The 24,555-nt window shown below is 71.8% G+C and carries 21 protein-coding genes, 3 pseudogenes and 1 riboswitch; of the genes and pseudogenes, 13 read left to right on the forward strand and 11 right to left on the reverse strand.

All coding sequences use genetic code 11. From position 1 onward, the window contains the following. Window positions 1-4: 4 nt before the first annotated feature. Together metG and ACIBK3_RS26240 are read right to left on the reverse strand one after the other, a co-directional pair. On the reverse strand, window positions 5-1,735 hold the full coding sequence (metG, locus tag ACIBK3_RS26235; RefSeq protein ID WP_399369318.1) for a methionine--tRNA ligase: 1,731 nt from the start codon (window positions 1,733-1,735) through the stop codon (window positions 5-7). Between the two features lie 136 nt (window positions 1,736-1,871). Then, window positions 1,872-3,500, reverse strand: a complete 1,629-nt coding sequence (locus ACIBK3_RS26240; protein ID WP_399369320.1) for a VWA domain-containing protein — start codon at window positions 3,498-3,500, stop codon at window positions 1,872-1,874. Window positions 3,501-3,760: 260 nt separating this feature from the next. Here ACIBK3_RS26240 and ACIBK3_RS26245 point away from each other — a divergent pair, with 260 nt between their 5' ends. Continuing rightward, complete coding sequence (locus ACIBK3_RS26245; protein WP_399369322.1) at window positions 3,761-5,848, forward strand: PhoX family protein; 2,088 nt, start codon at window positions 3,761-3,763, stop codon at window positions 5,846-5,848. Between the two features lie 70 nt (window positions 5,849-5,918). Here ACIBK3_RS26245 and ACIBK3_RS26250 read toward each other — a convergent pair whose 3' ends face one another. Next, the gene (locus ACIBK3_RS26250) at window positions 5,919-6,875 is read right to left on the reverse strand and encodes an endonuclease/exonuclease/phosphatase family protein (protein ID WP_399369324.1); all 957 of its coding nucleotides are present in this window, start codon (window positions 6,873-6,875) and stop codon (window positions 5,919-5,921) included. Between the two features lie 10 nt (window positions 6,876-6,885). After that, a complete protein-coding gene (locus tag ACIBK3_RS26255) occupies window positions 6,886-7,722 on the reverse strand; it encodes an alpha/beta fold hydrolase (protein WP_399369325.1) in 837 nt (278 codons plus the stop codon). Between the two features lie 156 nt (window positions 7,723-7,878). On the opposite strand from ACIBK3_RS26255, the pseudogene ACIBK3_RS26260 reads away from it, so the two are divergent. Then, window positions 7,879-8,097: pseudogene (locus tag ACIBK3_RS26260) on the forward strand (PLP-dependent aminotransferase family protein); the annotation flags it as partial. Here ACIBK3_RS26260 and ACIBK3_RS26265 read toward each other — a convergent pair. Next, window positions 8,003-8,395 carry a hypothetical protein gene (locus ACIBK3_RS26265; protein WP_399369327.1) on the reverse strand — a complete coding sequence of 131 codons (393 nt, stop codon included), beginning with the start codon at window positions 8,393-8,395 and terminating at the stop codon, window positions 8,003-8,005. The pseudogene ACIBK3_RS26260 and the gene ACIBK3_RS26265 overlap by 95 nt on opposite strands. Before the next feature lie 230 nt (window positions 8,396-8,625). Between ACIBK3_RS26265 and ACIBK3_RS26270 the strand changes: the two genes are divergently transcribed. After that, window positions 8,626-9,126: an SH3 domain-containing protein gene (locus tag ACIBK3_RS26270; RefSeq protein WP_399369329.1), complete on the forward strand. Its 501-nt coding sequence runs from the start codon at window positions 8,626-8,628 to the stop codon at window positions 9,124-9,126. Between the two features lie 97 nt (window positions 9,127-9,223). Here ACIBK3_RS26270 and ACIBK3_RS26275 read toward each other — a convergent pair whose 3' ends face one another. After that, on the reverse strand, window positions 9,224-9,697 hold the full coding sequence (locus ACIBK3_RS26275; protein ID WP_399369331.1) for a hypothetical protein: 474 nt from the start codon (window positions 9,695-9,697) through the stop codon (window positions 9,224-9,226). Between the two features lie 220 nt (window positions 9,698-9,917). Here ACIBK3_RS26275 and ACIBK3_RS26280 point away from each other — a divergent pair. The 5 genes and pseudogenes from ACIBK3_RS26280 to ACIBK3_RS26300 form a co-directional block, all read left to right on the forward strand. After that, window positions 9,918-10,103 (forward strand): annotated as a pseudogene (locus tag ACIBK3_RS26280) (serine/threonine-protein phosphatase); the annotation flags it as partial. A gap of 69 nt (window positions 10,104-10,172) precedes the next feature. Beyond that, window positions 10,173-11,429, forward strand: coding sequence for a hypothetical protein (locus ACIBK3_RS26285; RefSeq protein WP_399369332.1), 1,257 nt, complete (start codon window positions 10,173-10,175; stop codon window positions 11,427-11,429). A 408-nt stretch (window positions 11,430-11,837) separates the two neighbouring features. Then, entirely contained in the window at window positions 11,838-13,181 is a 1,344-nt protein-coding gene (locus ACIBK3_RS26290) for a tetratricopeptide repeat protein (RefSeq protein WP_399369334.1), read from the forward strand. A gap of 220 nt (window positions 13,182-13,401) precedes the next feature. Further along, the gene (locus ACIBK3_RS26295) at window positions 13,402-14,229 is read left to right on the forward strand and encodes a GAF and ANTAR domain-containing protein (protein ID WP_399369335.1); all 828 of its coding nucleotides are present in this window, start codon (window positions 13,402-13,404) and stop codon (window positions 14,227-14,229) included. 57 nt (window positions 14,230-14,286) lie between these two features. Further along, on the forward strand, window positions 14,287-15,024 hold the full coding sequence (locus tag ACIBK3_RS26300) for a GAF and ANTAR domain-containing protein (protein ID WP_399369337.1): 738 nt from the start codon (window positions 14,287-14,289) through the stop codon (window positions 15,022-15,024). A 49-nt stretch (window positions 15,025-15,073) separates the two neighbouring features. On the opposite strand, the gene ACIBK3_RS26305 is transcribed toward ACIBK3_RS26300, so the two are convergent. Then, window positions 15,074-15,847: a hypothetical protein gene (locus ACIBK3_RS26305; RefSeq protein ID WP_399369339.1), complete on the reverse strand. Its 774-nt coding sequence runs from the start codon at window positions 15,845-15,847 to the stop codon at window positions 15,074-15,076. Window positions 15,848-16,059: 212 nt separating this feature from the next. Here ACIBK3_RS26305 and ACIBK3_RS26310 point away from each other — a divergent pair. Further along, window positions 16,060-16,263: pseudogene (locus ACIBK3_RS26310) on the forward strand (His/Gly/Thr/Pro-type tRNA ligase C-terminal domain-containing protein); the annotation flags it as partial. A gap of 51 nt (window positions 16,264-16,314) precedes the next feature. Next, on the forward strand, window positions 16,315-17,277 hold the full coding sequence (locus ACIBK3_RS26315; protein WP_399369341.1) for a nucleoside hydrolase: 963 nt from the start codon (window positions 16,315-16,317) through the stop codon (window positions 17,275-17,277). A gap of 39 nt (window positions 17,278-17,316) precedes the next feature. Here the strand turns inward: ACIBK3_RS26315 and ACIBK3_RS26320 are convergent, their stop codons facing one another. Then, window positions 17,317-17,637, reverse strand: a complete 321-nt coding sequence (locus tag ACIBK3_RS26320) for a peptidoglycan-binding protein (RefSeq protein WP_399369343.1) — start codon at window positions 17,635-17,637, stop codon at window positions 17,317-17,319. 219 nt (window positions 17,638-17,856) lie between these two features. Continuing rightward, a complete protein-coding gene (locus ACIBK3_RS26325) occupies window positions 17,857-18,990 on the reverse strand; it encodes a HoxN/HupN/NixA family nickel/cobalt transporter (protein ID WP_399369345.1) in 1,134 nt (377 codons plus the stop codon). A gap of 27 nt (window positions 18,991-19,017) precedes the next feature. Continuing rightward, a riboswitch (cobalamin riboswitch) is annotated at window positions 19,018-19,246 on the reverse strand. Window positions 19,247-19,326: 80 nt separating this feature from the next. On the opposite strand from ACIBK3_RS26325, the gene ACIBK3_RS26330 reads away from it, so the two are divergent. Next, complete coding sequence (locus tag ACIBK3_RS26330) at window positions 19,327-19,683, forward strand: ArsR/SmtB family transcription factor (protein ID WP_399369347.1); 357 nt, start codon at window positions 19,327-19,329, stop codon at window positions 19,681-19,683. 163 nt (window positions 19,684-19,846) lie between these two features. Here the strand turns inward: ACIBK3_RS26330 and ACIBK3_RS26335 are convergent, their stop codons facing one another. Beyond that, window positions 19,847-20,794 (reverse strand): LAETG motif-containing sortase-dependent surface protein, encoded by a 948-nt coding sequence (locus ACIBK3_RS26335; protein ID WP_399369349.1) that lies wholly within the window; start codon window positions 20,792-20,794, stop codon window positions 19,847-19,849. Between the two features lie 247 nt (window positions 20,795-21,041). Here ACIBK3_RS26335 and ACIBK3_RS26340 point away from each other — a divergent pair, with 247 nt between their 5' ends. Beyond that, window positions 21,042-22,727, forward strand: a complete 1,686-nt coding sequence (locus tag ACIBK3_RS26340; RefSeq protein WP_399369351.1) for a glycoside hydrolase family 13 protein — start codon at window positions 21,042-21,044, stop codon at window positions 22,725-22,727. A gap of 44 nt (window positions 22,728-22,771) precedes the next feature. On the opposite strand, the gene ACIBK3_RS26345 is transcribed toward ACIBK3_RS26340, so the two are convergent. Further along, on the reverse strand, window positions 22,772-23,494 hold the full coding sequence (locus ACIBK3_RS26345) for a DUF4142 domain-containing protein (protein WP_399369353.1): 723 nt from the start codon (window positions 23,492-23,494) through the stop codon (window positions 22,772-22,774). Between the two features lie 246 nt (window positions 23,495-23,740). Here ACIBK3_RS26345 and ACIBK3_RS26350 point away from each other — a divergent pair, with 246 nt between their 5' ends. Further along, window positions 23,741-24,442, forward strand: a complete 702-nt coding sequence (locus ACIBK3_RS26350) for a DUF6445 family protein (RefSeq protein ID WP_399369355.1) — start codon at window positions 23,741-23,743, stop codon at window positions 24,440-24,442. Window positions 24,443-24,555 lie beyond the last annotated feature (113 nt).

The raw sequence follows: 24,555 nt of genomic DNA on the forward strand, positions 1-24,555 counted from the left end.
GGCGTCAGCCCTCCTCGCCGCCGAAGCGCTCCTTGTACGCCGCCAGGTCGTCGTCCGTCAGCTTGGCGAAGAGGACCGGCGGGACCGTGAAGGGGACACCGGCGGGGAGCGCGGTGAGGGACTTCGCCTCGTCCGGCGTGATCCAGGTCGCTGTGTTGTCGGGGAGGGTGAAGGCCGCGCGCATGGCTGCGGACACGCTCGGGATGAGGGGTTCCGAGACCACCGCGTACAGGTGGATCAGGTTCATCGCCGTACGGAGGGTGAGCGCGGCGGCGTCCTTGTCCGTCTTGATCGCCAGCCAGGGGGCCTTCTCCTCCAGGTAGGAGTTGCCCGCGGACCACAGCGCACGCAGGGCGGCCGCGGCCTTGCGGAACTGGAGGGCCTCCATCTGGGACTCGTACTCCGCGAGGAGCTCGGCGATCTGCCCGCCCAGCTTCGTCTCCGCCTCGCCGGGCTCGCCGCCCGCCGGGACCTCGTCGCCGAAGCGCTTGCGGGAGAAGGACAGGACGCGGTTGACGAAGTTGCCGAGGGTGTCGGCGAGGTCCTTGTTGACCGTCGCCGTGAAGTGCTCCCACGTGAAGGACGAGTCGTCGGACTCGGGGGCGTTGGCGATCAGGAAGTAGCGCCAGTAGTCGGCGGGCAGGACGTCCAGGGCCTGGTCGGTGAAGACGCCGCGCTTCTGGGACGTGGAGAACTTTCCGCCGTAGTACGTCAGCCAGTTGAAGGCCTTGACGTAGTCGACCTTCTTCCAGGGCTCGCGCACGCCCAGCTCGGTGGCCGGGAACATCACCGTGTGGAAGGGGACGTTGTCCTTGGCCATGAACTCGGTGTAGCGGACCGGGTTCTCGCCGGTGTCCGCCTCGTACCACCAGGACTTCCAGTCGCGCGTCTCGCCGGCGGGCGCCGCGTCCGACCACTCCTTCGTCGCGCCGATGTACTCGATCGGGGCGTCGAACCAGACGTAGAAGACCTTGCCCTCGGCCGCCAGCTCCGGCCAGGTGTCCGCCGGAACCGGCACGCCCCAGTCCAGGTCACGGGTGATCGCGCGGTCGTGCAGGCCCTCGGTCAGCCACTTGCGGGCGATGGAGGCGGCCAGCTGCGGCCACTCCTGCTCGTGGGCGGCCACCCACTCCTCCACCTCGTGCTGGAGCTTCGACTGGAGGAGGAAGAGGTGCTTCGTCTCGCGGACCTCCAGGTCGGTGGAACCGGAGATCGCCGAGCGCGGGTTGATCAGGTCGGTCGGGTCCAGGACGCGGGTGCAGTTCTCGCACTGGTCGCCGCGGGCCTTGTCGTAGCCGCAGTGCGGGCAGGTGCCCTCGACATAGCGGTCCGGGAGGAAGCGGCCGTCGGTGGGCGAGTAGACCTGGCGGATCGCGCGCTCTTCGATGAAGCCGTTCTCGTTGAGGCGGCGGGCGAAGTGCTGGGTGATCTCCACGTTCTGGGGGGAGGAACTCCGGCCGAAGTAGTCGAAGGCGAGTGCGAAGCCGTCGTAGACCGCCTTCTGGGCGTCGTGCGCCTGCGCGCAGAACTCGGCCACGGGGAGTCCCTGCTCCTTCGCCGCCAGCTCGGCCGGGGTGCCGTGCTCGTCCGTCGCGCAGATGTAGAGCACGTCGTGGCCGCGCTGGCGGAGGTACCGGGCGTAGACGTCCGCCGGGAGCATGGACCCCACCATGTTGCCCAGGTGCTTGATTCCGTTGATGTACGGAAGGGCGCTGGTGATGAGGTGTCGAGCCATCGGGGGCTGCTCCCAGGTTGCTATGTACGGAACCTTGAAATCGTAGCCGACACAGGTACGCCGCCCGCCTCCCGTTTTACGGGGTGGGAAGCGGGCGGCGTGAGGGGGCGCGGGGTGGCCGCGGGGCCTTCAGGCGCTACGGGCGCCAGGTGGCCAGTACGCCCTCGTAGAGCTCGGTGTCCGTGAGCTCGCGGGGGGTGGGGCCGGCGTGGAAGAAGGACGTGTTGTCGGTCTTCAGCTTGCGGAGGTAGTCGAAGGCCTTGTTGTCGTGCTCACCGAAGGCGACGAAGGAGAAGAAGACGGAGGGGTGGGTCTTCGCGGCCTCGGTGAGGGACTGGGTGGCGGGGGTCTTCGCGTCGGGGGCGCCGTCCGTCTGGAAGACGACCAGGGCGGGGGTGCCGGGGGCGTGCTTGTCGTGGTGGGTGACGACCGCCTCGACCGCGGCGTGGTAGCTGGTACGGCCCATCCGGCCGAGGCCGGCGTGCAGCTCGTCGATCTTGTTCTCGTGGTCGGTGAGGGTGAGCTCGCCGGTGCCGTCCACTTCCGTGGAGAAGAAGACGACGTGGACCTTGGCCGCCGGGGCCTCGGGGTCCAGGTGCGCCGCCAGGGCGAGGGTCTGCTCGGCGAGGGCCTGGGCGGAGCCGTCCTTGTAGTACCCGCGCATGCTCGCGGAGCGGTCCAGCACGAGGTAGATCTTCGCGCGGGCGTTTGCGAGGTCGGCCTTTTCGAGGGCGGTCGCGGCGGCGTTGTAGGCGGTGCGCAGGGTTGCGGGGACGGTTGCCTGCGGCTGCTGGGCTGCCTCGGTGTCCTCGGCTTCGCCTTCGGACGGGGTGTTCCCACCCGCACCACCCGTGCTGCTTTCGTCGTCGGCTGCGGGTGGCCCCTGTGGGGTGTCCTCGCCGTCGGCGGCTGCGGCTGCGGCTGCGGCTGCGGGTTCGGGGGTTGCCTCTGCGGCGGCCTCGGTCACCGGTTCGGGCGTGGTCTCCGTAGCCGTAAGTGGCTCGGGCTCCGGCTCGACCGTCGGGGCTGCCTTTGTGGGCTCCTCGGCGGTCGGCTCTTCCTCGGTCGGCTTCGCCGGTTCCGGTTCCGGCTCCTCTGCCTTCGGCTCCTCGGCCACCGGCTCGGAAGCCACCGGCCCAGCTTCAGCCACTGCCTCCTCAGCCACCGGCTTCTCCGGCTCCGGCTCCGACGTCACCGGCTCCTCAGCCGCCGGCTTCTCCGGCTCCGACGTCACCGGCTCCTCAGCCGCCGGCTCAGAGACCACCGGTTCGGAGCTCACCGGCGCGGCCTCGGCCTTCGGCTCCTCGGCCACCGGCGCGGCCTCGGCCACCGGCTCTTCAGCCACCCGCTCCTCAGCCACCGGCTCGGAGTTCACCGGCGCGGCCTCAGCCCCCCGCTCCTCGGTGGCCGGTTCAGTGACCGGTTCCCGCTGCTCTCCCAGAGGCATCTGGTTCGGGACCGTCACCTTGTCGAAGGCGGCGGCGACCAGGTCGTGCTCGTCCTTGGTGGAGAGGGTGGAGGTGCGGGGCTCCGGGACCTGGGCCGGAGGTGTCGTCGCTGTCGGCGGCGGCGTCGGTTCCGGGGTCGGCTCGGTTGCCGGGGACGGCACCTTCGCCTCCGTCACCTGCCCAGATGCCTGCTCCGGTACCTGCGAGGAGGTCTGTTCCGTCGCCTGCGAAGGAGTCTGTTCCACACCCTCTGCCTCGGCGGTACGCCCCTTGCGTGACCTGCCCAACGCATTCCGCAGGAGAGTGAGAATGCCCATGTGCGCAACCCTTCGCGTGAGTTGAAGCCCGTCAATCCCTGGCCAGGACGGACACGTAAGGTTAGCGGCCCCAGGGGGTGATCTTGGGCAGGGGCAGGCCATGTGCCGTCCCGGACGTCAAGGTCGACATCCGGCCGCAGTACACCGGCCCCCATGCACCCCGGGTTCACTCACGGTTCACCGACAGGCCCCGTTCCCGCGCAAACGTTCCCCTACCGTCCGTCAAGCCGGATTCAAGGGGAAGCAAGGTGATCGTAAAAATGCGCACGCAGTTGCCGTTGATCAGCGCCTCGTCGGGGTCGTGCGGGTCGTTCGGGTCTTCCGAGCCGCATCCCGGTGGGCGTTCCGCCCTGACCTGTCGGTTCCGGTGTGGTGACGCCTGTTTCCACCCGGCGCCCAACACCTCCGCCAACGAGTACGTCGGTGACGTCATCGCCGGTGCGCTCAGCCGCCGCTCGATGATGCGGGCCGCCGCCGTCGTCACCGTGGCCGGTGCCGCGGGGACCGGCCTCGCCTCGCCGGTCGCCGCGGCCGAGAACACCACCGTCCGCAGCCGTACGACGTCCAGGGCCGCCCGGGGGCTGCGGTTCGCCGCCGTCGCGCCGAACACCGCCGACACGGTGACCGTTCCGGACGGGTACCGGCAGAACGTCGTCGTCCGCTGGGGCGAGCCCATCCTGCGCGGTGCGCCCGCGTTCGACCCGGAGAAGCAGTCCGCCGCCGCCCAGGCCGGTCAGTTCGGGTACAACAACGACTTCCTGGCCCTGCTCCCGCTGCCGGGCGAGCGCGGCCGGCGGATCCTCGTCGCCAACCACGAGTACACCGACGAGGTGCTCATGTTCCGCGGCTACGACGCCGCCGCCCCCACCCGTGAGCAGGTGGAGATCGCCTGGGCCGCCCACGGGCTGTCCGCCGTCGTCGTGGAGGAGGATCGCGAGAGCGGGAAGCTGACCGCCGTGTCCCGGCATCCGCTCAACCGGCGGGTCACCGCCACCACCGAGTTCCGGCTCACCGGGCCCGCCGCCGGGTCCGCGCTGCTGAGGACGTCCGCCGACCCGACCGGGCGCAAGGTCCTCGGCACCCTCAACAACTGCTCCGGCGGGACCACCCCCTGGGGGACGACCCTGCACGGCGAGGAGAACTTCAACCAGTACTTCGCGGGCGGCGGCCGGGCGACCGACAAGCGGTACGGGATCGGGACCGGCGCCAGCGAGCGCAAGTGGGAGCGGTTCGACAAGCGGTTCGACGTCGCCCAGGAGCCCAACGAGGCACACCGCTTCGGGTACGTCGTCGAGTTCGACCCGTACGACCCCCACTCCACCCCCCGCAAGCACACCGCCCTCGGCCGGTTCAAGCACGAGGGTGCGACCGTCCGGCTCACCCCCGACGGGCGGCCGGTCGTCTACTCCGGTGACGACGAGCGGTTCGACTACTTCTACAAGTTCGTCGGCAGCAAGCGGATGAAGCACGGGACCTCCCGTGCCGTGCGGGAGCACAATCTCTCGCTGCTCGACGAGGGGACGCTGTACGTCGCCAGGCTCACGGGTGACTCCCCCGCCATGGAGATCGACGGGACCGGCAAGCTGCCCGCCGACGGGGAGTTCGACGGCAGCGGTGCGTGGATACCGCTCGTCACGGCCACCGGCAAGGGTGCCGTCTCGCATGTCGAGGGCATGACCGTAGAGGAGGTCCTCGTCTTCACGCGGCTCGCCGGGGACAAGGTCGGCGCCACCAAGATGGACCGGCCCGAGGACATCGAGCCCAACCCGCACACCGGCAAGGTGTACGTCGCCCTGACGAACAACACCAACCGCGGTGTCGGTACGAACGCCCCGACCGACGAGGCGAACCCGCGAGGCGCCAACAAGCACGGGCACATCCTGGAGCTCACCGAGCGCTGGAACCGGGCCGACAGCACCACGTTCGCCTGGACGCTGTTCCTGGTGGCGGGCGACCCGAACGACCCCGCGACCTACTTCGCCGGGTTCCCGAAGGACAGGGTCAGCCCGATCTCCTGCCCGGACAACGTGGCCTTCGACCCGCACGGCAACCTGTGGATCTCCACCGACGGCGCCCAGCTCGGTTACCACGACGGCCTCTTCGGCGTGGCCACGAAGGGAGAGCGGCGCGGTGAACTCAAGCAGTTCCTGACCATGCCGATCGGCGCCGAGACCTGCGGCCCGATCGTCCAGGACCGGCGGGTGCTGGTCGCCGTACAGCACCCGGGCGAGATCAGCGGCGCCAGCGTCGAGAAGCCCGCCAGTGCCTGGCCCGACGGGCCCGGGAAGATCGTCCGCCCGGCCGTCGTGGCCGTCTGGCGCGCCGACGGCGAGGACATCGGCGTCTGAGCCTCTCAGCCGGAGGCCCGGAGTCGGAGGGGAGGCGGTCTTCGTACCGCCTCCCCTCCCTTTGCCCCCGTCATTCCCGCCGGTGCAGCGTGATGTCCACGAGCAGCGCCCGGTGGTCGGTGTCGGCCAGGTCGAGGAAGCGGGCGTCGCGGGCGGAGAACTGCCGGGACACCAGGACGTGGTCGATCTGCGCGCCCAGGGTGGGGGTGGTGCGGGCCGGCCAGGTGGGGGTGCGGCCGGCTCCGGCGAGGCGGGCACCGTCGCGCAGGCCGGTGTCGAGTATGCGGCGGAAGGCCGCGTGGTCCTGGGAGGCGTTGAAGTCGCCGGCCAGGACGGTGGGGGTGTCCGCGTGGGCGGCGGCGAAGTCACGCAGCTCACCCAGTTCACGCCGCCAGACGCCGAGTTGGCCGGGCAGCGGGGGCATGGGGTGCGCGAGTTGGAGGCGTACGGGGCTCCCGTCCACGTCGGCGAAGGCGCCGGGCATGGCCATCGTGCCGGGCAGGCCGTCGGTGGGCCGGAGCGGGAAGCGGCTGAGGATGACGGAGCCTTCCGAGCCGCCCGCCACCACGGCCCGCCGGTGCGGGTAGCCGGCGCCGAGGTCGCGCTCGAGTGTCGCGGCGCAGCTGTACTCGCACTCCTCCACGAAGACGATGTCCGGCTGCTCGTGGCGGACGGCCATGACGAGGCCGGCGGCGGCCTGCCCGAACTCGACGTTCGAGGTCAGGACGCGGAACGTGGCGAGCGGCCGGCCGCCGGGGGAGGTGGTCTTGCCGTACGGCTCGATGTACCACGCCAGCAGCCCCAGGACGACGACCGCCCACACCATCCCGGTCCACCACCGGGCCAGCAGCGCGAGCGCCAGGCCCAGGCCGGCGGGTGCGAGCAGCCAGGGCAGGAAGGCGAGGAGCTGGGGGACGGGGGTGATGCCGTCGGTGTCGGCGAGCCGGCATCCGACGACCACGCTGACGCCGGCGAACAGCAGAGCGGACGCCCAGATGCCGAGTAGCCGCCCCCGCCGCTTGTCCACCGTCCCGAGGTTACGAGGCGCCGTCCACCCGCGCCAGGAATTCCCGTAGCGCCTCGTTGAACTCCGCCGCCCGCTCCAGGTTCGGCAGGTGGGCGGCGCCCTCGATCACCCGGAGCGTGGAGTCGGGGAGGGCCGCGTGCATGGCCTCGGCGTCGGAGACCGGGGTGTACGTGTCGTCGGCGCCTACGACGACCAGCGCGGGGGCCGTGACCCGGGTCAGCAGCTCGCGGTAGTCGGGACGGCCGGCCCGGGCGCGCAGGCCCGCGGCGGCGCCCTCGGGGGGCGCGGAGGTCATCATGCGGTGGACGTGGGCCCTGACCCCGGCGGCGGCGGACGGGGCCACCATCTTGTCCAGGACCTCGTCGGCGTATCCCCGCATGCCCTCGGCGAGGAGGCGGTCCGCGAGCGTGTTGCGGAAGGTCACGCCCTCGGGGGTCTCCGCCGCCGGGAAGGTGTCCGCGAGGACCAGGCCGCGGACCCGGTCGCCGAACTGGCGGTAGCCGTCCATCGCGATCTGGCCGCCCATGGAGAGACCGGCGAGGACGAAGGTGTCCACCTTCAGGTCGTCCAGCAGCGCACCGATGTCCTGGGCGAACTGCGCGAAGTCGGTGACGCCGGGGGCGGGGGCCGCGGGGGTTCCGCTCGCTCCGGTGGTTCCCGGGGCCGTGCGGGAGGCGCCGTAGCCGCGCAGGTCCGGGGCGATCACCCGGCGGGTGGCGGAGAACTCCGCGATCTGCGGGGCCCACATGGTGTGGTCGAAGGGGTGGCCGTGGACCAGGACCAGGGGAGCGCGGGCAGCGTCAGCGCCTTTGTCCTCGTATGCGAGGAACGCCGGGAAAAGGGTCATGTGGAGGACCCTAGATCGCCCCAACTCCTCGGTGCAACAAGCTATTTGCCCTCGGTGCGATCCTGGGAACTCTCCGTGAACGACTGCCGGCGCATCGCCGACCGGCTCGCCGACGACATCACCGCCGGACGGCTCGAGCCGGGCCGACGTCCCTGCGCTTGGCGGGAGTTGCCCGCGCCCCGGCGCGCCGACACCTTCACGGCCGCCGCGGCGGCGCACGGGATCGCCGTCACGCCGGGTCCCGACGTCGTCGTGGACCCCAGCCGCACACCGGACGCGGTCAGACTCGGGCTCGCGTCGGTCCCTGAACCTGGTCTGCGACGGGCACCGCTGACGCTCGCCGACGTGGCACAAGGTGGCCGTAACGGCCGGTGAGCCAGCAGGCCAGGGCCACTGTCAGACCGAAGGTGACGAGCATCCAGGAGACCGTGCGCAGGGTGACCGTGAGGGCGTCGTAGGTGGTGCCGGCGGCGGGCCGGCGGGCCGGGTCGGACAGGTCGGCGAGGGTGAGCAGGCGGCCGATCGCGACGATGAGGCCGAGGAGGGCGCCGCCGAGTGCGGTGCCGAGGGCGGTCGCGGTGACCGCGCGGCGACGGCACGCCGCGACGACGGTCCCTGCGACCGCGAGAACGGCCGCCGTGACGGGCAGCCAGAAACCGGCGACATCGAGCACCTCGTACTCCTTCCCGAGCCGGGTCAGGCCTCCGCCGGACGCGGCGGTTTCCAGGCAAGTCGCCGCGGGCGGGACGCGCGAGCGGGATGACTGCAAACGGGCGTACCGGGCAACGGGGTGTCAGATCCCTGGAACGGGCCGGAGCCCTTGGCGGAACTGGGGAGTCCGCTCTCCGGTGGAGGGTTCACCTGAACGGGTGTTTCCTGGTCCTGAGGAGAGGAGGCCGATTCATGCGCACCACTCCGGCCCTGCGGACCCTGGCCGCGATCCTGCTCACCGGCGGCACGTTCGTCGCCGGCGCGGCGGGCACCGGCGCGGCAGCCGCGACCCTGCCGAATTCACCGACCTCACCGACCTATGCCGACGGACACGGCGACGGCCACGACGGGGACGGGGACGGCCGACTCGGCCGTTCTCCGATCCGGGGCACCGTCGTCTCCCGTGCCGCCCTCAACGTGCGGGAGGCGCCCACCACGCGCTCCGCCGTCGTCGACCGGCTCCCGCCGGGCAGCCGGGTCCGTGTCACGTGCGTGGTCCGTGGCCAGCACGTCAACGGCAATCCGAACTGGTACCGGTTGGCCGGCCCCCACGGCTGGGCGAGCGCCGCGTTCATCGACACGGGCGGACGCTCGGTGCCGACCTGCGCGGACCACGGTCCGCGGTGGAGGGACGGCCACTGGCGCGACGCCGACCCGAGCGACCCGAGTGGGGACGAGTTCTGGGACGACTGAGCGAGGGGTGGAGGGCGACAGCACGTGGGCCCCGGCGAACGCGCCGGGGCCCACGTGCTGTCGTGCCGTTGTCCGTGGCGGCGGTCGGCCCAGGCGGTCAGCGGATGCGGTTGCCCTCCGCGTCCTCGCGTGTGTAGTAGCGGTAGAAGAACACGCCGAAGACGGCCACCGCGACCGCCAGGCCCAGGGCGGTGGACCGGAGCACGCTCTCGCCGGTCTGGCTGTAGAGGAAGCCGACGGCCGCGCCGGCGAACGCGGACTTCACGGCCGAGTGCAGTTCGCGCTGGAGCAGCGGGGCGAACGTCGCCACGGCGATGCACAGCACGATGAACGCGATCGCGGTGACGCAGCCGAACAGGACGTTCCAGCCGGTGAGGGGGCCGCCGCCGCGCCGGTTGGCCGCCGCCCAGTAGCCGTAGACGAGGCCGAGGACGACCGGGATCGCGAGCCTGGCGATCCGGTGGACCCGCTCGTCGAACACGTCGGGTGTGCGGACCGGCCTGACCTGCCGGGCCATGGCCCTCCGTCGCGCCGCGCGCATTCCGCGGGAGGTGGGTGCCGCATGAGCCATGAGAGCGCTCCTCTCTCTCCTCGCCCCGCCTTCCAGAGCACACCTGGGGACAGGCGTTGGCAAGTCGGTGGAGCGGCCTGTCCGGGCCGGCCCGGTGCGGATGCGGACGTCCCGGTGCCGTGGTTCGCTGAGGCGCATGAGGGCCGGGAATGACGGCGGGCCCGGCCGGGTGGTCCCGGCCGACGGCCCGGCCGTCCGCCGGGGCACGCTCGGCCGGCCGGCCGAGCGGCTCGCCGCCGACCCCGCCGCCGCCGACCCGCACCGCCTGGTCGCCCTGGTCCGCGACGGCACCCCGCGCCACTGCGGCGGCCGACTGGCCGACGACACCACGGTGTTCGCGGTACGGCGGGCTGACACGGACGACGATCACGACGAGACCCCCCGAAAGGGACGTTCGCAGTCCTGAGGTCCTGCTTTGCAGCCGCAGCGGTTACGGTGCTGACGTACGTGATCGACGGGGGATGGAGAGGGACCGATGCCCGGAACCGTGCTGCTGCTCGCCGCCTCACCGGTGGGCAAGGGCTGTCTGGTGGACGCGGCGTCCGTGCTTCCCGTCCTGGCGGCCGTGCCGCCCGCGGTGCTGTCGGGGACCGACACGGCGAACGTCGTCGAGCTCGCCGACCCCCTTGAACCGCAGGCCGTCCTCACCCGGCTACGGGCCGCCGCGACGGCCCCGGGCCCGCTGACCGTGTTCATCACCGGCCAGCTCACACTGGACCGCCGCCAGCACCTGCCCCACCTCGCCCTTGCCCGCACCACCCCTTCCACCGTCCGCTACACCGCCTTCCCCTGGCACTGGGTCCGCGAGGAACTCCGGCTGCGCTCACCCGGGTCGACGACCCTGCTCCTCGACCTGCACGCGGACGCGGAGACATGGTCGTGGCTGCGCGCCAACCCGCTGGACTCCGGCCGGGGCATCGCGGTGTACGGCCGGATCGCGCCGCCGCCGTCCTCCCGGCGGGCGGTGGCCGTGCCGGCGTACATGAAGACGATCGCCACGATTCTGCGCAGCGGGCGGCGGCCCGACCTCGGGGAACTCCATCAGCAGGCGCTGGCGCGGCTGGGGAGTGACGGGTACGGGGACCTGGTGCTGACGGTGCCCGGGGTGGGGACGGCCGCCGCCCCTGGGGGCTCCGCCGCCAGACCCCCGCATCGGCCTGAACCGCCTCGTCCTCAAGGGCCGGACGCGCCGAGGTCGGCTGACGGGAACCGCGCAGGGACCGTGGTGGTCCGGCAAGCGGATCCCCGCCCTGTTCCCCCCGCCCACCGCCCTGTTCCCCCCGCCCCCCGCCCCGTTCCCCCCGCCCCCGACGACCCCCACGCCTACATCACCGCCGCCGTCCAGGACGGCCGGCACGCCGACGCCGACGCGCTCGCCGCCGAGCACGAGCAGGCCGCCGTACGGGCGCACGGGGCCGGGTCCGAGCAGGCGCTGCACTGGGCCGAGGTGCGGGCGGACCTGGCGATGTTCGCGGGGGACCCGGTGCGCAGTTGCCGGACGTGGCTGGCGGTGGCCGGGGCGCGGCTGACCGCGGGGCAGGCACCGGACTCGCCCGCGGTGGAGGCGGCCGTCGACCGCGCCCACCACCAGTGGTCCCAGATCCGTGACGTGACGCCCGCACGGGAACTCGGCACCGCGCTCGCCGAGCTGCGCGGCCGGGTGCCGGGGCAGCGCCAGGGAGCCCTGGAGAACGTGCACCGGCAACTGCGCCAGTTGCAGACGCAGAGTTAGGGTGCGCCGACCGGGGCGAAACCCGGAAGGCCTGGGCGCAGGCCTGCGGCACAGACCTACGGGCACGGACCCACGGTCACAGACCTACGGGCGCAGACCCACGGTCACCCGAATATCCGAAGCAGCGGCGCCGTCCGTGAGTCGCGCGGCATGCTGTCCCTGGACCGGCGTGGGCTCCACCGCTCTCGCCGGACCCACGTTCGCCGCCAGAACCAGGGCGGCGACGGCGATCACGGCGGCGGCCAAGCCTCGCGTGTAACGCTCGGTGGTGCTGGGGCGTTCGAGCACGGCGACCTCGCAGCAACGACAGTTCAGGACAACTCGGGAACAGCTTAAGCACGCTTAATACGCCGTTTAACCTAGGGGCTGACGGAGTAGAACGGCAAGAGGCACAAGGGGAGTTGGGCGATGTCGGAGCGCGACGACCCGGTGACGATCGGGCGCAGGGTGCAGCAACTGCGCGTCGAACGCGGGTTGACCCAGAAGCAGTTGGCGGAGCCCGTCTACACGCCGGCGTACATCTCCACCCTGGAGGCCGGCCGGGTCCGCCCCTCCGACGACGCGCTGCGGCACCTGTCCGGCCGGCTCGGTGTCGGCTTCGACGAGCTGGCGACCGGCCGCCCGGCCCACCTCGTCACCGATCTGCGCCTCAGGCTCACCGAGGCCCACCGCACCCTCGCCACCGGCGAGGCGGAGGCCGCGGCCGAGCAGTACGCCCTCCTGCTCGCCGAAGCCGAGCAGCTCCACCTCGCCGAGGTGGTCGCGGCGGCCCTGCTGGGCCTGGGCGAATGCGCCCTGGAAACCGGCAAGTTGGAGGAGGGACGCCGCTACTTCGAGCGGGCGGAGGAGGCGTTCGGCGACGTGCCGCTGCCGGTCCGCGTCCCGGCCCTGCGCGGTCGTGCCGTCTCCCACTATCTGGCGGGTGAACTCCGGTACTCCGTCTATCTGCTGGAGTCCACGATCGACGAGCTCAACCGCGGCGGCCTGCACGACCCGGACGCCCTGCTCCTCCTCTACGCCAGCGTCATCGGCCCGTACATGGACATGGGCGCCCATGCCCGCGCCGCCCAGGCCGCCGAGTTCGCCCTCGCCCTCGCCCCACAGGCCGGCGATCCCGCCCTGGTCGCCCGGATGCACCGTTCCGTCGCCCGTACCCTGATCGCCGAGGGCCGGGTCGCCGAGGCCGACGCCTCGCTGGCCAAGGCGGCCGAGCTGTACCGGCAGCTGCAGCTGCGCACCGAACTCGCCAACTGTCACTGGATGCGCGGCTACGTGTACGCGCAGAACGGCCAACTCGAGCGCGCGGAAGACGAGTTGAGGCAGGCGCTCACCATGCTCGCCGCCACCCGCGCCGCCCTCTACTCCAGCCAGGCCGCCGTGGAGCTCGCCGACGTGCTGCACCGGCGCGGCAAGTCCGAGGAGGCCGCCGCCCTGCTGCACGACGTGCTCAGCGACTTCAGCCCCGAACGCGGCGCCCTGCACTCCGCCGCCGCCCACCGCCTCCTCGGCATCATCGCCGAGGACGCCCGGGACACCGAAGCCGCCGAGGAGCACTACGTCCGCGCGCTCAGCCTGCTGGAACGTGCGGGCGCCGCCGGTGACCTGGCCGACCTGTGCCGGCTGCTGGGGGACCTGCTGCGCCGCACCGGCCGGGTGGAGGCCGCGCTGGACGCGTACCGGACCGGACTGGGACACCGTACGGCCCCCGGCACCACCACCCTCGGACCCGCACCCGCGCAGCCGCCTCTGTGAGGAAGGCCGACGGGGAACCGCCCTCCGTACGCCCGCTGTGGCCCCGTGAGTTCTCCTTCGGCGGTGACCGCGGTGACCGTGCGAGCGCGTTTCGGCCGGACGACGCAGGGTATTCGGCCTGCGCCCCCCGCGCGGGCACGCGAGGAGACGTGACCCCGCTCCGGATGGGCTCGCCGCGGGGAACCATGGACGATAATGGCCGCGCTTATCTGAGGAGGCGGTGGCCGTGCGGCCCAGGGACGACCGAGACGGCGCCCACGGCGACCACTCCGGTCCGTACGGTGCTCCCGGTGGCGGCGACTCCCGGCTGTCCGGCCGCGACGCCGGCGACGAACGGCGACATGAGCGGGTGCGGGCCGCCGACGTGATCGCCGAGGGGGTGCGGGGTGCCCGGCCCGTGGAGATCCCCGGGCGGCTGTGCATGGTGGCGGTCAAGCTGTTGCCGGTGATCGGCGCGAGCGTGTCCCTGCGCAGCGACGGCATACCCGTCCAGCTCAGCGCGAGCAGCGACCAGGCCGCCCATCTGTCGGAGGTCCAGGCCACCCTGGGTGACGGCCCCTGCATGTACGCCGCCGCGACCGGCGCCCCGGTCCTCGCCTGCGACCTCACGGCCGGCCGGGACGCCCGCCGCTGGCCCGTCTTCGCCCAGCAGGCGACGGCCGCCGGGGTGCAGGCCGTGTACTCGGTGCCCCTCGGGAACGACGCCGTGTGCGTGGGTACGCTCGACCTCTACCGCGCCACTCCCGGCGAGCTCACCACCCGCGAACTGCGTACCGCGCAGTTGGTGGCCGCTGTCATGACGGTGGCACTGATGGCATTGCCCCAGGGGGAGGAGAATGGACGTGGAGAAGAAGAACCCTGGTTGAGCGGTTTGGCCACCGATCACGACGAGGTCTACCAGGCCATCGGCATGATCATGGTGCAGCTCGGTGTCGCCTCGGAAGAGGCGCTGGCCCGGTTGCGCGCCCACGCCTTCGCGCACAACCGCACCGCCCTGGAGGTGGCGCGCGATGTGGTCTCGCACAGGAAGAGGTTCGACCGTGACTAGGAACTCTCCGTCACGACCACCGGGGAACCGGCGTCGTAACGGTGTGAGGAGGCTCTGATGAACCGGGAACTGCGGCTCATCCGCGCCTTCGTCGACCTCGCCGACACGCTGGGCGCCCACTTCGATCCGCTGGATCTGTTCACCCGGCTCACCGAGCACTGCACGGGCCTGCTGGCCGTGGACGCGGTCGGCGTGATGATGGCCGACGCGCGGGGCGCCCTGCGCGCCATGACGGCCTCCGCCGACGACCTCGGCCGGCTGGACGTGTTCCAGGTGCAGCAGGAGCAGGGACCGTCCGTCGACTGCTTCCGCACCGGCGAACCCGTCACCGCCGACGATCTGCGCGAGGGCGTCCGCTGGCCCGACTACACGGCTCACGCCCTGAAGGCCGGTTACGTCTCCGTGCACGTGCTGCCGCTGCGGCTGGAAGGCCAGGCGATCGGCGCGGTGTCCCTCGCCAACCGGCACAGCGACGCCCTGCCGGCCGACGACCTCGCGGTGGCCCAGGGCATGAGCGACGTCGCCGCGCTCACGCTGACCCACTGGCCCGCCGAGGCCAAACGCCCGCACGATCTGCTCACCTCCCTCCAGTCCGCCGTGTCCGCGAAGGCGACCGTCGAACTGGCCAAGGGGATCCTGTCCGAGCACGCCGGTGTCTCCTTCACCGAGGCGCTCGACCTGCTGCGCCAGTACGCGGCCGGGGAACGGCTCTCCCTGACAGCGGTCGCCCGCGCCCTGGCGGAACGCACCCTCGGCCCGGACGAACTGCTGGGCGGAGTCCCGCACCAGGCCTAGGCCCCTTTCCGGGAGGCACCGCGGTCGGCGTGCGGTCGGACCGGCCGGTTCAGATCTGCGTCCGGCCCTGCTTGCGGATGTCCGCCAGCCGCTGTGCCCCCAGCTGTGCGGCCGTCTGCGTGACGTCGGGCTCGATGTCGCCGAGGCCGCCGTGGGAGAGGCCGATCGCGTCGTCGCCGACCCGGACGACGGCGGTGTCCAGGGTGAGCAGGACCGGCTCGTCGTTCAGCGTCGCGCCCGTCAGGGTGACCCGCAGGCCCTGCCGGGCGTCTCCCACGGCCGGCAGGGCCGCGTCGGTGACCTGCACGTCCAGTCGGTCGCCCCGGGCGGTGGTCGCCGTGAACCGCGCGCACTTCCGCGGCAGGGTCCGCAGCCAGGCGATGGCGTGGTCCACGTCGGCCGGGTTCCGGGTGACGATCTGGTAGCGCAGCTGGGCCTCGTTCCAGACGTCGTCGAGGCTGATCACGGCCCGGGGGCGGGCGTCAGCCCCGAAAGGTTCCTCGGCGTACAGGGTGTCCAGCAGCCGCCGGCAGTCGGGCAGCTCGGTCGTCGCCTTCAGCAGCCCGTCGTGCCAGATCGCGGTTCCCTGCGTCGGCGTCCAGGGTTCCCCGAGGTCGGCCTCCGTGACCAGCGCGGCCTGCGCCTGCGCCTGGGTGAGGGCGGCGGGCGACGGGGCGGAGGTCCCGGGCGGGGTGGTCGCCGGAGCGTAGTCGGGCTTCTCGGCGGTGGGCGGCGTACTGAGCACGGAACAGGCGGCGGTGACGAGCAGACCACCCAAGGTGAGAACGCAGACACGGAGGACACGGGCCGGGGCTGGATTCATCGGGGGTGCCTCCTTGGGCGACATCCAAGATCGAGTACGCCCTCCTACGGCACCACCGCCCCTGTCCCTCCACCAGCGAGCGGAGCCGTCCGGGTGAGGCCGTGTCCCCGCCGACGGCGTCCGCCGCTCCCACCGCGCGCAAACCCGTCGCCCGCACCTCGGCATCCGCCGGCCGACGCGGTGTACGACCACCGCCGCCTCGGCCGTGAAGTGACGGCACCCTCGGGGCCAGGATCCGCGCGGCGCGGCTCGTGCCGTACCAGGCGGTGGTCGGGCAGCGGGAGGCGGACGCCGGTCCGGTGGCCGTACGGCTGCGGGACGGGCGGCGTCCCGGGGCCGTACCCGTAGGGGAGTTGCTGGACCGGATCGCAGCCCGCGCCGGTGATCGCGGCGCCGAACTGTGGGCCGCTGCGTAAGGTCGGTTGCACGACTCTCGGAACCCGTTGCCCTCGGAGAGGAACCCTGCCGTGACCGGTCAGCCCATCCCGGTGATCATCGACTGCGACACCGGTGTCGACGACGCCCTGGCCCTGCTGTTCGCCGTACGGCACCCCGCGCTCGACCTGCGCGCGGTGACCTGCGTGGCCGGGAACACCGATGTGGACGGGGTGGTCCGCAACACCCTGACCGTGCTGGAGCAGGCCGGCGCCGGTGACATCCCGGTCGCCCGGGGCGCCGAACGCCCGCTGATCGAGCCGGTCCGCACGGCACGGCACGTGCACGGGCAGGACGGGATGGGCGACCTGGGGCTGCCCGCGCCGACCCGCCGGCCGGTCGACGTGGACGCGGTGACGCTGCTGCGCCGCGAGATCCTCGCCTCCCCGCGCCCGGTCACCCTCATCCCCACCGCGCCCCTGACGAACATCGCCCTGCTCCTGCGCACGCATCCCGAGGTGGTGCGGAACATCGAGCGGATCGTGTTCATGGGCGGCGCGGTGGCGACCGGAAACGCCACGCCGGTCGCGGAGTTCAACGTCTGGCACGACCCGGAGGCGGCGGCGATCCTGCTCACGGCGGGGGTACCGATCACCATGTACGGGCTCGATGTCTTCCAGCGGGTCCTCGTCCCGGCCGCCGACGTCCAACGCCTGCGCGCCAGTACGGAACCCAGCCTCCGCATGGCCGGCGAACTCCTCGCCCACCGCGACCCCGCCACCTCAGGGGACCCCACCCCCATGGGCGGCCTCGGCGACGCGGGCGCGGTGTGCGCCGTCGTCGACCCGGAGGGCATCACCACCGAACTCCTGCCTGTGGAGGTGAGTCTGGCCCCGGGCGCCGCCCGGGGCCAGACTGTCGTCGACCGGCGCCCCGTCCCCGGCGAGTCCGAGATCCACGAGGGAACCCGCGAACAGCCCTTGCTCGACGTGGCGTTGGGCGTCGACGTGGAGCGCTACGTGAAGCTGTGGCTGACGGCGGTGGAGGGTGTCTGACCCTCCGACGGGGAAGTCAGCCCCGGAGCCCCGGAGCGGTCAGCAGAAGGGGCGGCCAGGGGAGTTGGCCCAGAGCGTGAGGAACGACCAGGTCTGGGACCCGATGCGGCCGCGTCCGTCGTCGAAGATTCGGGCGCACTGCTGGAAGGCTATCGTCGCGCGACGAGTGGCCCGGCCGAAGAACCCGGTCTCGCGCAGGCCGGCGTCTATGGCCTGATTCAGATAGCACTGCGCTTGCCGGACGGCTGACCCGGACGATCCGCGCTGAAGTGGCGGCCGGTGCTTGGTGATGCCGCATACGTCCTGCGGCCCTCGGATCGCTGGGAGTTCCGGGTTGTAGGCGGACTGGGTGCTGGTCACTGTGGCGGTCGCAGACGATGGAGTGCTTTGTGGTGCCGCCACGGCCGGGCCTCCTGCAAGGCCGAGGGGGAGAAGCACGGCTGCTGCGGTGGCGAATGCTCGTCGCATTCTCAATCACCTCCAGAGAGTGCACTTTCCTCATCGTGCACTCGGGTCTGTCCTGCTGCATCTTGAGATGCGGGTGCGACCAGCGAAGCCTCCGGACCGCTGCCGTCGGCGTCAGCGTGTGTCGGCGGCCGGGCGTATCGTCCACCGCTGTTCCACCTTCGCCAGGCGCCAGTACGTGATGGCCGCCGCCCACACCACCACGAACAGGCCGACGATGACGTAGCCGACGCTGTCGAGGTTGATGTCGGCGATCCAGGTGGTGACCGCGTCACCGAGGGCGAGTTTGTCGTGGAGGACGCCGACCAGCTCGATGGTGCCGATGAAGAAGGCGACGGCGATGGACAGGCCGGTGATCGTGAGGTTGTAGAAGACCTTGCGGACCGGGTTGGAGAACGCCCACTGGTAGGCGAAGTTCATGAATGTGCCGTCGAGGGTGTCGAACAGGCTCATGCCGGCGGCGAAGAGGAGGGGCAGGGAGAGGATCGCGTACCAGGGCAGGCCGGCCGCCGCGCCCGAGCCCGCCATCACCATCAGCGTGACCTCGGTGGCCGTGTCGAAGCCGAGGCCGAACAGGAAGCCCAGCGGGTACATCTGGCCGGGGCGGCTGATGGACCTGGTGAGGCGGCCGAGGACGCGGTTCATGAACCCGCGGGAGTCCAGGTGCTGTTCGAGCTCCCGCTCGTCGTACGACCCCGCCCGCATCGCCTTGAACACCTTCAGGATGCCCAGCAGGGCGACCAGATTGAGGGCGGCGATGAGGTAGAGGAACGCGCCGGAGATCGTCGTACCGAGGAAGCCGAGCACCTGGTGGGTGCCGGAGTCCTCGTTCATGACCTTGCCGGCGAGCTGGGTGCCGCCCGCGATCAGCAGGGCGAGGACCACCACCACGCTGGAGTGGCCGAGGGCGAACCAGAAGCCCACCGACACCGGGCGCTTGCCGTCGGCCATCAGCTTGCGGGTGGTGTTGTCGATCGCGGCGATGTGGTCGGCGTCGAAGGCGTGCCGCATACCGAGGGTGTAGGCGGTGATGCCGAGTCCGATGCCGAAGGCCTTGTTGCCGACCTCGTAGTGGGCGGGGACGACGAGGAGGAACAGGATTCCGAAGGCGACGACGTGCAGGGCGAGGATCACCGCCATCAGGCCCGCGGTCCTGAGGGTGTCCTCCCGGCGCCACTTGAAGGACGCCGGGGCGGGGACGGACGCCGGGGCGGGGACGGACGTCCGGGCAGGGTCGGGCAGGGTCATTCGGTCACGCTCCAGCACCTCGTGGATCAACTCGTGAGATGCCGTGGCCGGTCTCCTGGCTTGGGGGTACCTCCCACTCGAGCGAAGCCGAGAGTGGGGGAGGGTCGTACGTTCGCGCCCCTGCCTTCCCGGCCCCCTCGCGGCGGCCAGTGGCTGTCCCTGGCGGGACGGCGGTGCTCGAACTCCCCGATCACAGTGGCGAGGGCCGCGTCGGTTTCCCACCGACTTCCCGAGCACCACGGCGGGTCCACCGTAGGGGCGTAAGGGGTTTCCTGCATAGCTGCATATCTGGGCAGGTATCGAAGATCACAGAATCCCGCCTGCGAGGATGGCGCCATGCATCTCGTTCCGGCGGACCGAGCGGACCGCCGCACCATAGACGGGCACCGGGTGTGCGACGCCATCGCCGCGATCGGTGAACCCGGCCATGTCCGTGCCTGGTCCGACCGATTCTCGCTGCTCGCCGACCCGAAGCGGCTGGCGCTGCTGCTGGCGTTGCACCGGACGGGGCCCCTGGCCGTGTCCGACCTGGCGATCGCGACCGGGATGAACGACCCGGCGGTGTCGCAGGCGCTCAGGCTGCTGCGGGCGGCCGGGGTCGTGGAGGGCGAGAAGGAGGGCCGGATCGTGCGCTACCGGGTGGTGGACGCGGACATCGCCGCGCTGCTCAAGCACTGCGCGGCGGACGGCTGAGACGCCTTCCGCAACGCAACGCGACGCGGTGGTGGTCGAGAGGCGAGCCCGGCTACGACCTCTCGACCACCACCGCGTACCGACCGCGTGCGCCTGTCGCCGCATGACTACGGGCGCGCGACTACGACCGCATGACTACGGGCTCGTGGCTACCACCGTGTGGCTACGAGCGCGTCGCCTTCCGGCGTCGCGTCAGCACGACCATGCCCGCGCCGCCCGCCAGCAGCACCGCCGCGCCGATCGCGATCGGGCCCGTGGCGCTGTTGGCGCCGGTCTCCGCGAGGTCGTCGCCGCCGCCGTTCGGCACGGTGGCCGGGGCGGTGGTGGACTCGGAGGCCGACGGGGTCGGGGTGTCCGTCGAGGCCGGCGGAGTCGGAGTCGGGGCCTCGGTGGCCGGCGGCGTCGTCTCCTCGGCCGGCTTGGACGGCTCCGTGGACTCGGGAGTCGACGGGGTCGGCGCCGGGGTGGACGGCGTCTGCGGCGGCGGGGTCGTCGCGCAGTCCTTCGTACCGCCGTTCCAGCCCGCGATCAGCTTGTCCTTGATGACCGGACGGTCCGGGCCGATGGGCACGTCGCCGTGGACGAAACCGTCCTTGGCGTCGAGCCTGCCGTCGAACTTGACCGCGCCCCGGTAGAGGTCGACCTGCGCGAAGCAGCCCGCGTCCGGCACCGCGATGTCGAGGGACTCGGTCTGACCCGGCTTCACGGTCACCGTGTCGAAGTCGACGAAGACCTGCTCGCCGGAGGTGTTGAAGGTGGAGCCGTGGGCGAGGTACGAGGCGAGGGAGGCGGTGCAGGTGGTGGCGTCACCGGCGGTGCGGACCTTGATGTGGACCTTGCCGTCGTCGGTGGGCTTCAGCGTCTGGTCGTCGACCTTGACCGAGTCGAAGAAGCCGGTGCCGTCCAGGGAGAACTGGCAGCGGTCGGTTCCGGTCTCCGTGCCCGGGCCGGTGCCGGGCTTGTAGGCGCCGCCGGACTTCCAGCCGTCGCCACCGGGAGTGCCGGTCGCCCAGGCGCTGGAAGCGGTGGTCGCGGAGGCGGCGCAGAGGACGAGCGCCGCGGCCCCCGTCCCCAGCAGGCGGCGCGCGGTGACACGTCTGGCTATGGACATGCGGATCCCATCGGGGTAAGAGAACTGAGAAACACTTGACTCATTGGTCACATGAGTCACGGGTGTTCGCACATCGTGGATCGCCCTTCGCAAGCTGTCAACCTGCGGCAATTCAGAGGCACTTCGAGCCGTCAACACAATTCCGCCACACAAGGAATGAAGTGCTCCGGACAGCGTTCGAGTTCGCTTTCCCGACAATGGGGACAGGTACCTGAGTGCTGTCCGACGCCGCCCCGAGGGAGACCGCGTGACCGACCCCGTTCCCCACCGACCCGACCCCTCCTCCCCCGACCTCTCCTCCAAGGACCCCAACTGGTGGCGGCAGGCCGTCGTGTACCAGATCTACCCCCGCAGCTTCGCCGACGCCGACGGCGACGGCCTCGGGGACCTGAAGGGCGTCACCCGGCGGCTGAATCACCTCGCCGCCCTCGGTGTCGACGCCCTGTGGCTCAGCCCCTTCTACCCCTCCGAACTCGCCGACGGCGGCTACGACGTCGCCGACTACCGGGACGTCGACCCGCGCCTGGGCACCCTCGACGACTTCGAGGTGATGGCCGCCGAGGCCCACCGCCTGGGCCTGAAGGTGATCGTCGACCTGGTCCCCAACCACACCTCCCACCAGCATGCCTGGTTCCAGGAGGCCCTGGCCGCCGGCCCCGGCTCCCCGGCCCGCGACCGGTACGTCTTCCGCGACGGCCGGGGCGCGCACGGCGAACTCCCGCCCACCGACTGGCAGTCCGTCTTCGGCGGCAGCGCCTGGCAGCGGGTCCCGGACGGGCAGTGGTACCTCCACCTGTTCGCCCCCCAGCAGCCCGACCTCGACTGGGCCAACGAGGAGGTCCGCGCCGACTTCCGCACCACCCTGCGCTTCTGGTCCGACCGGGGTGTCGACGGCTTCCGCGTCGACGTCGCCCACGCCCTGGCCAAGGACCTCAGCGAACCCCTCCGGGACCTCGGCGCCCCCGAACTCAGCGCGGAGGACGCGCTCCCCGGCTTCCCGCCCGGCACCCACCCCTTCTACGACCGCGACGAGGTCCATGAGATCTACCGCGACTGGCGCAAGATCCTCGACGCCTACCGTCCGCCCCGCATGGCCGTCGCCGAGGCCTGGGTCCCCGGTGCCCGCCGCGCGCTGTACGCCCGCCCGGACGAACTCGGCCAGGCCTTCAACTTCGAATACCTCCAGGCGGATTGGGACGCGGACGCCCTCCGCGAGGTCATCACCGACTCCCTGGCCACCGCCCGGACGGCCGGCGCCTCCGCCACCTGGGTCCTGTCCAACCACGACGTCGTCCGCCACGCCTCCCGCCTGATGCTCCCGCCCGGCACCGACTCCAACGCCTGGCTCCTGTCCGGCGGTCACGCCCCCGCGATCGACGAGACGGCGGGCCTGCGGCGGGCCCGGGCGGCCACGCTGCTGATGCTGGCGCTGCCCGGATCCTCGTACGTCTACCAGGGCGAGGAACTCGGCCTGCCCGAGGTGGCCGACCTGCCCGTCGAGGTGCTGCAGGACCCGATCTGGGAACAGACGGGCCGCGTCCGCAAGGGCCGCGACGGATGCCGGGTACCGCTGCCGTGGACGACGACGGGACCGTCGTACGGCTTCGGGGCGGCCGGCGCCTGGCTGCCGCAGCCGGAGAGCTTCGCGCGGTACGCCGTCGAGGCGCAGGACGGGGCCGAGGGCTCGACCCTGGAGTTCTACCGCACGGCCCTGCGCCTGCGCCGCAAGCTGCAGGAGGGGGAGTCGCTGACCTGGGCGGACGACAGCCCGCCCGGGGTGGTGGACTTCGCCCGCCACGACGGCTGGCGCTGCGTCACGAACATGTCCGGCGCGGCCGTACCGCTGCCGCCCGGGGATGTGCTGCTGAGCAGCGCACCCCTGGCGGACGGGGGTGCGCTGCTCGGGCCGGACACCACGGTGTGGCTCGCGTAGAGGTGGCCGGAACCGGCCGGTGAACCGCCAGGGAGCGCCGGGCCTCAGCCCGCCGACGGGTTGGACGGGATCGCCAGCGGGGTCTCCGTGCTGTTCGCCGGCGGGGTGAGCACGACCATCGGCTCGCCGGCCTGCGGCGCGGGCGGCGTCAGCTGGTCGCTGGGCAGCTTCGGCGGGGTGGTCTGGGTGAAGAGGGCCTGGTCGAAGTTGACCAGGCCGGTCTTCTCCATGACCGTCATGTGGTCCAGGACGGTGACGTTGGCCTTGTCGGCCAGCAGCCGCACCATGCTGTTCTTCGTCGTGGACCGGATCTTCGCGATCGTGTTGAAGATCGAACCGTGCGTCACCCGCAGGATGTTGGCGAAGTCCGAGTCGAACTGGGTGCCCTTCGGGTCCGAGTTGAGCTGGTTGACGAAGCCGACCTGCTGCGGGCTGGCCACGTTGGGCAGCGTGACGTTGAGCATCGGTGCGATCTTCCGGCAGGCGTCGTCCAGCCCGGCGTGTCCGTCGACCAGGTGCTCGGAAGCCGTCAGTACGGCCTTGGAAGTCCCCTTGTTCAGCCCCATCTGCCCCACCGGGTACTCCCACAGTCCCGCCGCGCGCACCTTGACCACGAAGTCCCGGTCCTGCTCGGTCAACGGCCCCCACTGCGTCTGGGCGATGACTCTGTCCTGGGCGCTGGATACGGTGCTGAGACCGAGCATCGACGGGTAGGCGAGCGCCCCCAGGGTCAGCGTGAGGGCACCGCCCACGAACAGAGTTCCCATCGCGTTCCGCGAAAAGCGCACCATGCCTCCTGCCCGGTCGAGGGCCCGCCGGTTTGCGGGCCTGACGGACAGGAGTACGGAAGGGGGCGGTCAAGAAACCTTTTGATTTGGCAAAGTCTCGGGTCGGCGGCCGAGGCCGGCTCCGGTAGGCGCCCCTCCCCGTTGACCGAACGTTGACCGGCTCGCGGGGACTTCCGGAGGAAATCGCGGGAGAGTCCTGACGCGCCCCGGGCCTAGATTCGCTGCATGTCCATGTCACAGCGGCGCGCGCAGGTACCGGCGAGGGCTGCCGGCACGCTTCCCCTCCTCCCCTACCGCAAGCCCACCAAGGGCCGCGACTACTGGGTGATCGACGACGTACTGCCGGACGTCGACGCCGTACGGGACGGCTGTCTCGGCAAGGACGACTGGGTCCAGGGGTATCCGCACAAGCCGGAGGCCTGGCCGGGGCTGCGAGCGATGCCGGGGCTCGACCCCGGGCAACTGGCGCGGGTGGAGCGGGCGGTGCGCAAGGCGACCGGGGCCGGGAAGCTGTGGGTGCAGGAGGCCCCTGGCGGAGGGACCCTCAACCACAACTGCGTGCAGGTCGTGGGGGAGGGGGAGAGCACACCCCGGCCGCACACCGACTCGCGCTCGCTGTGCCGGTACGCCGCCGTCCTGTATCTCAATCCGGGCGTGCCCAAGGATTGCGGGACCAGTTTCTACCGGCAGGCCCTGCCCGGCGGACGGCTCGGCGGCAATGTCGTACAGGCCCCGCACAACAACCTCGTCGACGCGCTCGGTACCCGGTTCGTCGCGCCGGACGCCTTCGAGGAGGACGTACGTGTGCCGCACAAGTACAACCGCCTCCTCCTCTACAACGCCAACCTCGTGCACAGCGCCACCGGTTACTTCGGCCGCACGCTGGCGGAGAAGCGGATGACCGCCGTCTTCTTCTGGATGGCCTGACCGGACCGACAGGGCTGGTCAGCCAGTGGACCGGTCACCAGGTGACCGGTCAGTCGACCCCGGTCTCGTCACGTCGTCCAGCTCCCCACCTTCCCCCGCACCGCGCCGCCCGG

It is taken from the genome of Streptomyces sp. NPDC050287, from assembly GCF_044459385.1.
Taxonomy (GTDB): Bacteria; Actinomycetota; Actinomycetes; order Streptomycetales; family Streptomycetaceae; genus Streptomyces.

Bases quoted from the DNA above. Each gene is read 5' to 3' on its own strand.
- ACIBK3_RS26305 (WP_399369339.1), bottom strand. From the start codon at position 15,847: ATGAATCCAGCCCCGGCCCGTGTCCTCCGTGTCTGCGTTCTCACCTTG.
- ACIBK3_RS26300 (WP_399369337.1), top strand. From the start codon at position 14,287: ATGAACCGGGAACTGCGGCTCATCCGCGCCTTCGTCGACCTCGCCGAC.
- ACIBK3_RS26285 (WP_399369332.1), top strand. From the start codon at position 10,173: ATGCCCGGAACCGTGCTGCTGCTCGCCGCCTCACCGGTGGGCAAGGGC.
- ACIBK3_RS26275 (WP_399369331.1), bottom strand. From the start codon at position 9,697: ATGGCTCATGCGGCACCCACCTCCCGCGGAATGCGCGCGGCGCGACGG.
- ACIBK3_RS26345 (WP_399369353.1), bottom strand. From the start codon at position 23,494: ATGGGAACTCTGTTCGTGGGCGGTGCCCTCACGCTGACCCTGGGGGCG.
- metG (WP_399369318.1), bottom strand. From the start codon at position 1,735: ATGGCTCGACACCTCATCACCAGCGCCCTTCCGTACATCAACGGAATC.
- ACIBK3_RS26330 (WP_399369347.1), top strand. From the start codon at position 19,327: ATGCATCTCGTTCCGGCGGACCGAGCGGACCGCCGCACCATAGACGGG.
- ACIBK3_RS26255 (WP_399369325.1), bottom strand. From the start codon at position 7,722: ATGACCCTTTTCCCGGCGTTCCTCGCATACGAGGACAAAGGCGCTGAC.
- ACIBK3_RS26270 (WP_399369329.1), top strand. From the start codon at position 8,626: ATGCGCACCACTCCGGCCCTGCGGACCCTGGCCGCGATCCTGCTCACC.
- ACIBK3_RS26240 (WP_399369320.1), bottom strand. From the start codon at position 3,500: ATGGGCATTCTCACTCTCCTGCGGAATGCGTTGGGCAGGTCACGCAAG.
- ACIBK3_RS26335 (WP_399369349.1), bottom strand. From the start codon at position 20,794: ATGTCCATAGCCAGACGTGTCACCGCGCGCCGCCTGCTGGGGACGGGG.
- ACIBK3_RS26245 (WP_399369322.1), top strand. From the start codon at position 3,761: ATGCGCACGCAGTTGCCGTTGATCAGCGCCTCGTCGGGGTCGTGCGGG.
- ACIBK3_RS26290 (WP_399369334.1), top strand. From the start codon at position 11,838: ATGTCGGAGCGCGACGACCCGGTGACGATCGGGCGCAGGGTGCAGCAA.
- ACIBK3_RS26325 (WP_399369345.1), bottom strand. From the start codon at position 18,990: ATGACCCTGCCCGACCCTGCCCGGACGTCCGTCCCCGCCCCGGCGTCC.
- ACIBK3_RS26350 (WP_399369355.1), top strand. From the start codon at position 23,741: ATGTCCATGTCACAGCGGCGCGCGCAGGTACCGGCGAGGGCTGCCGGC.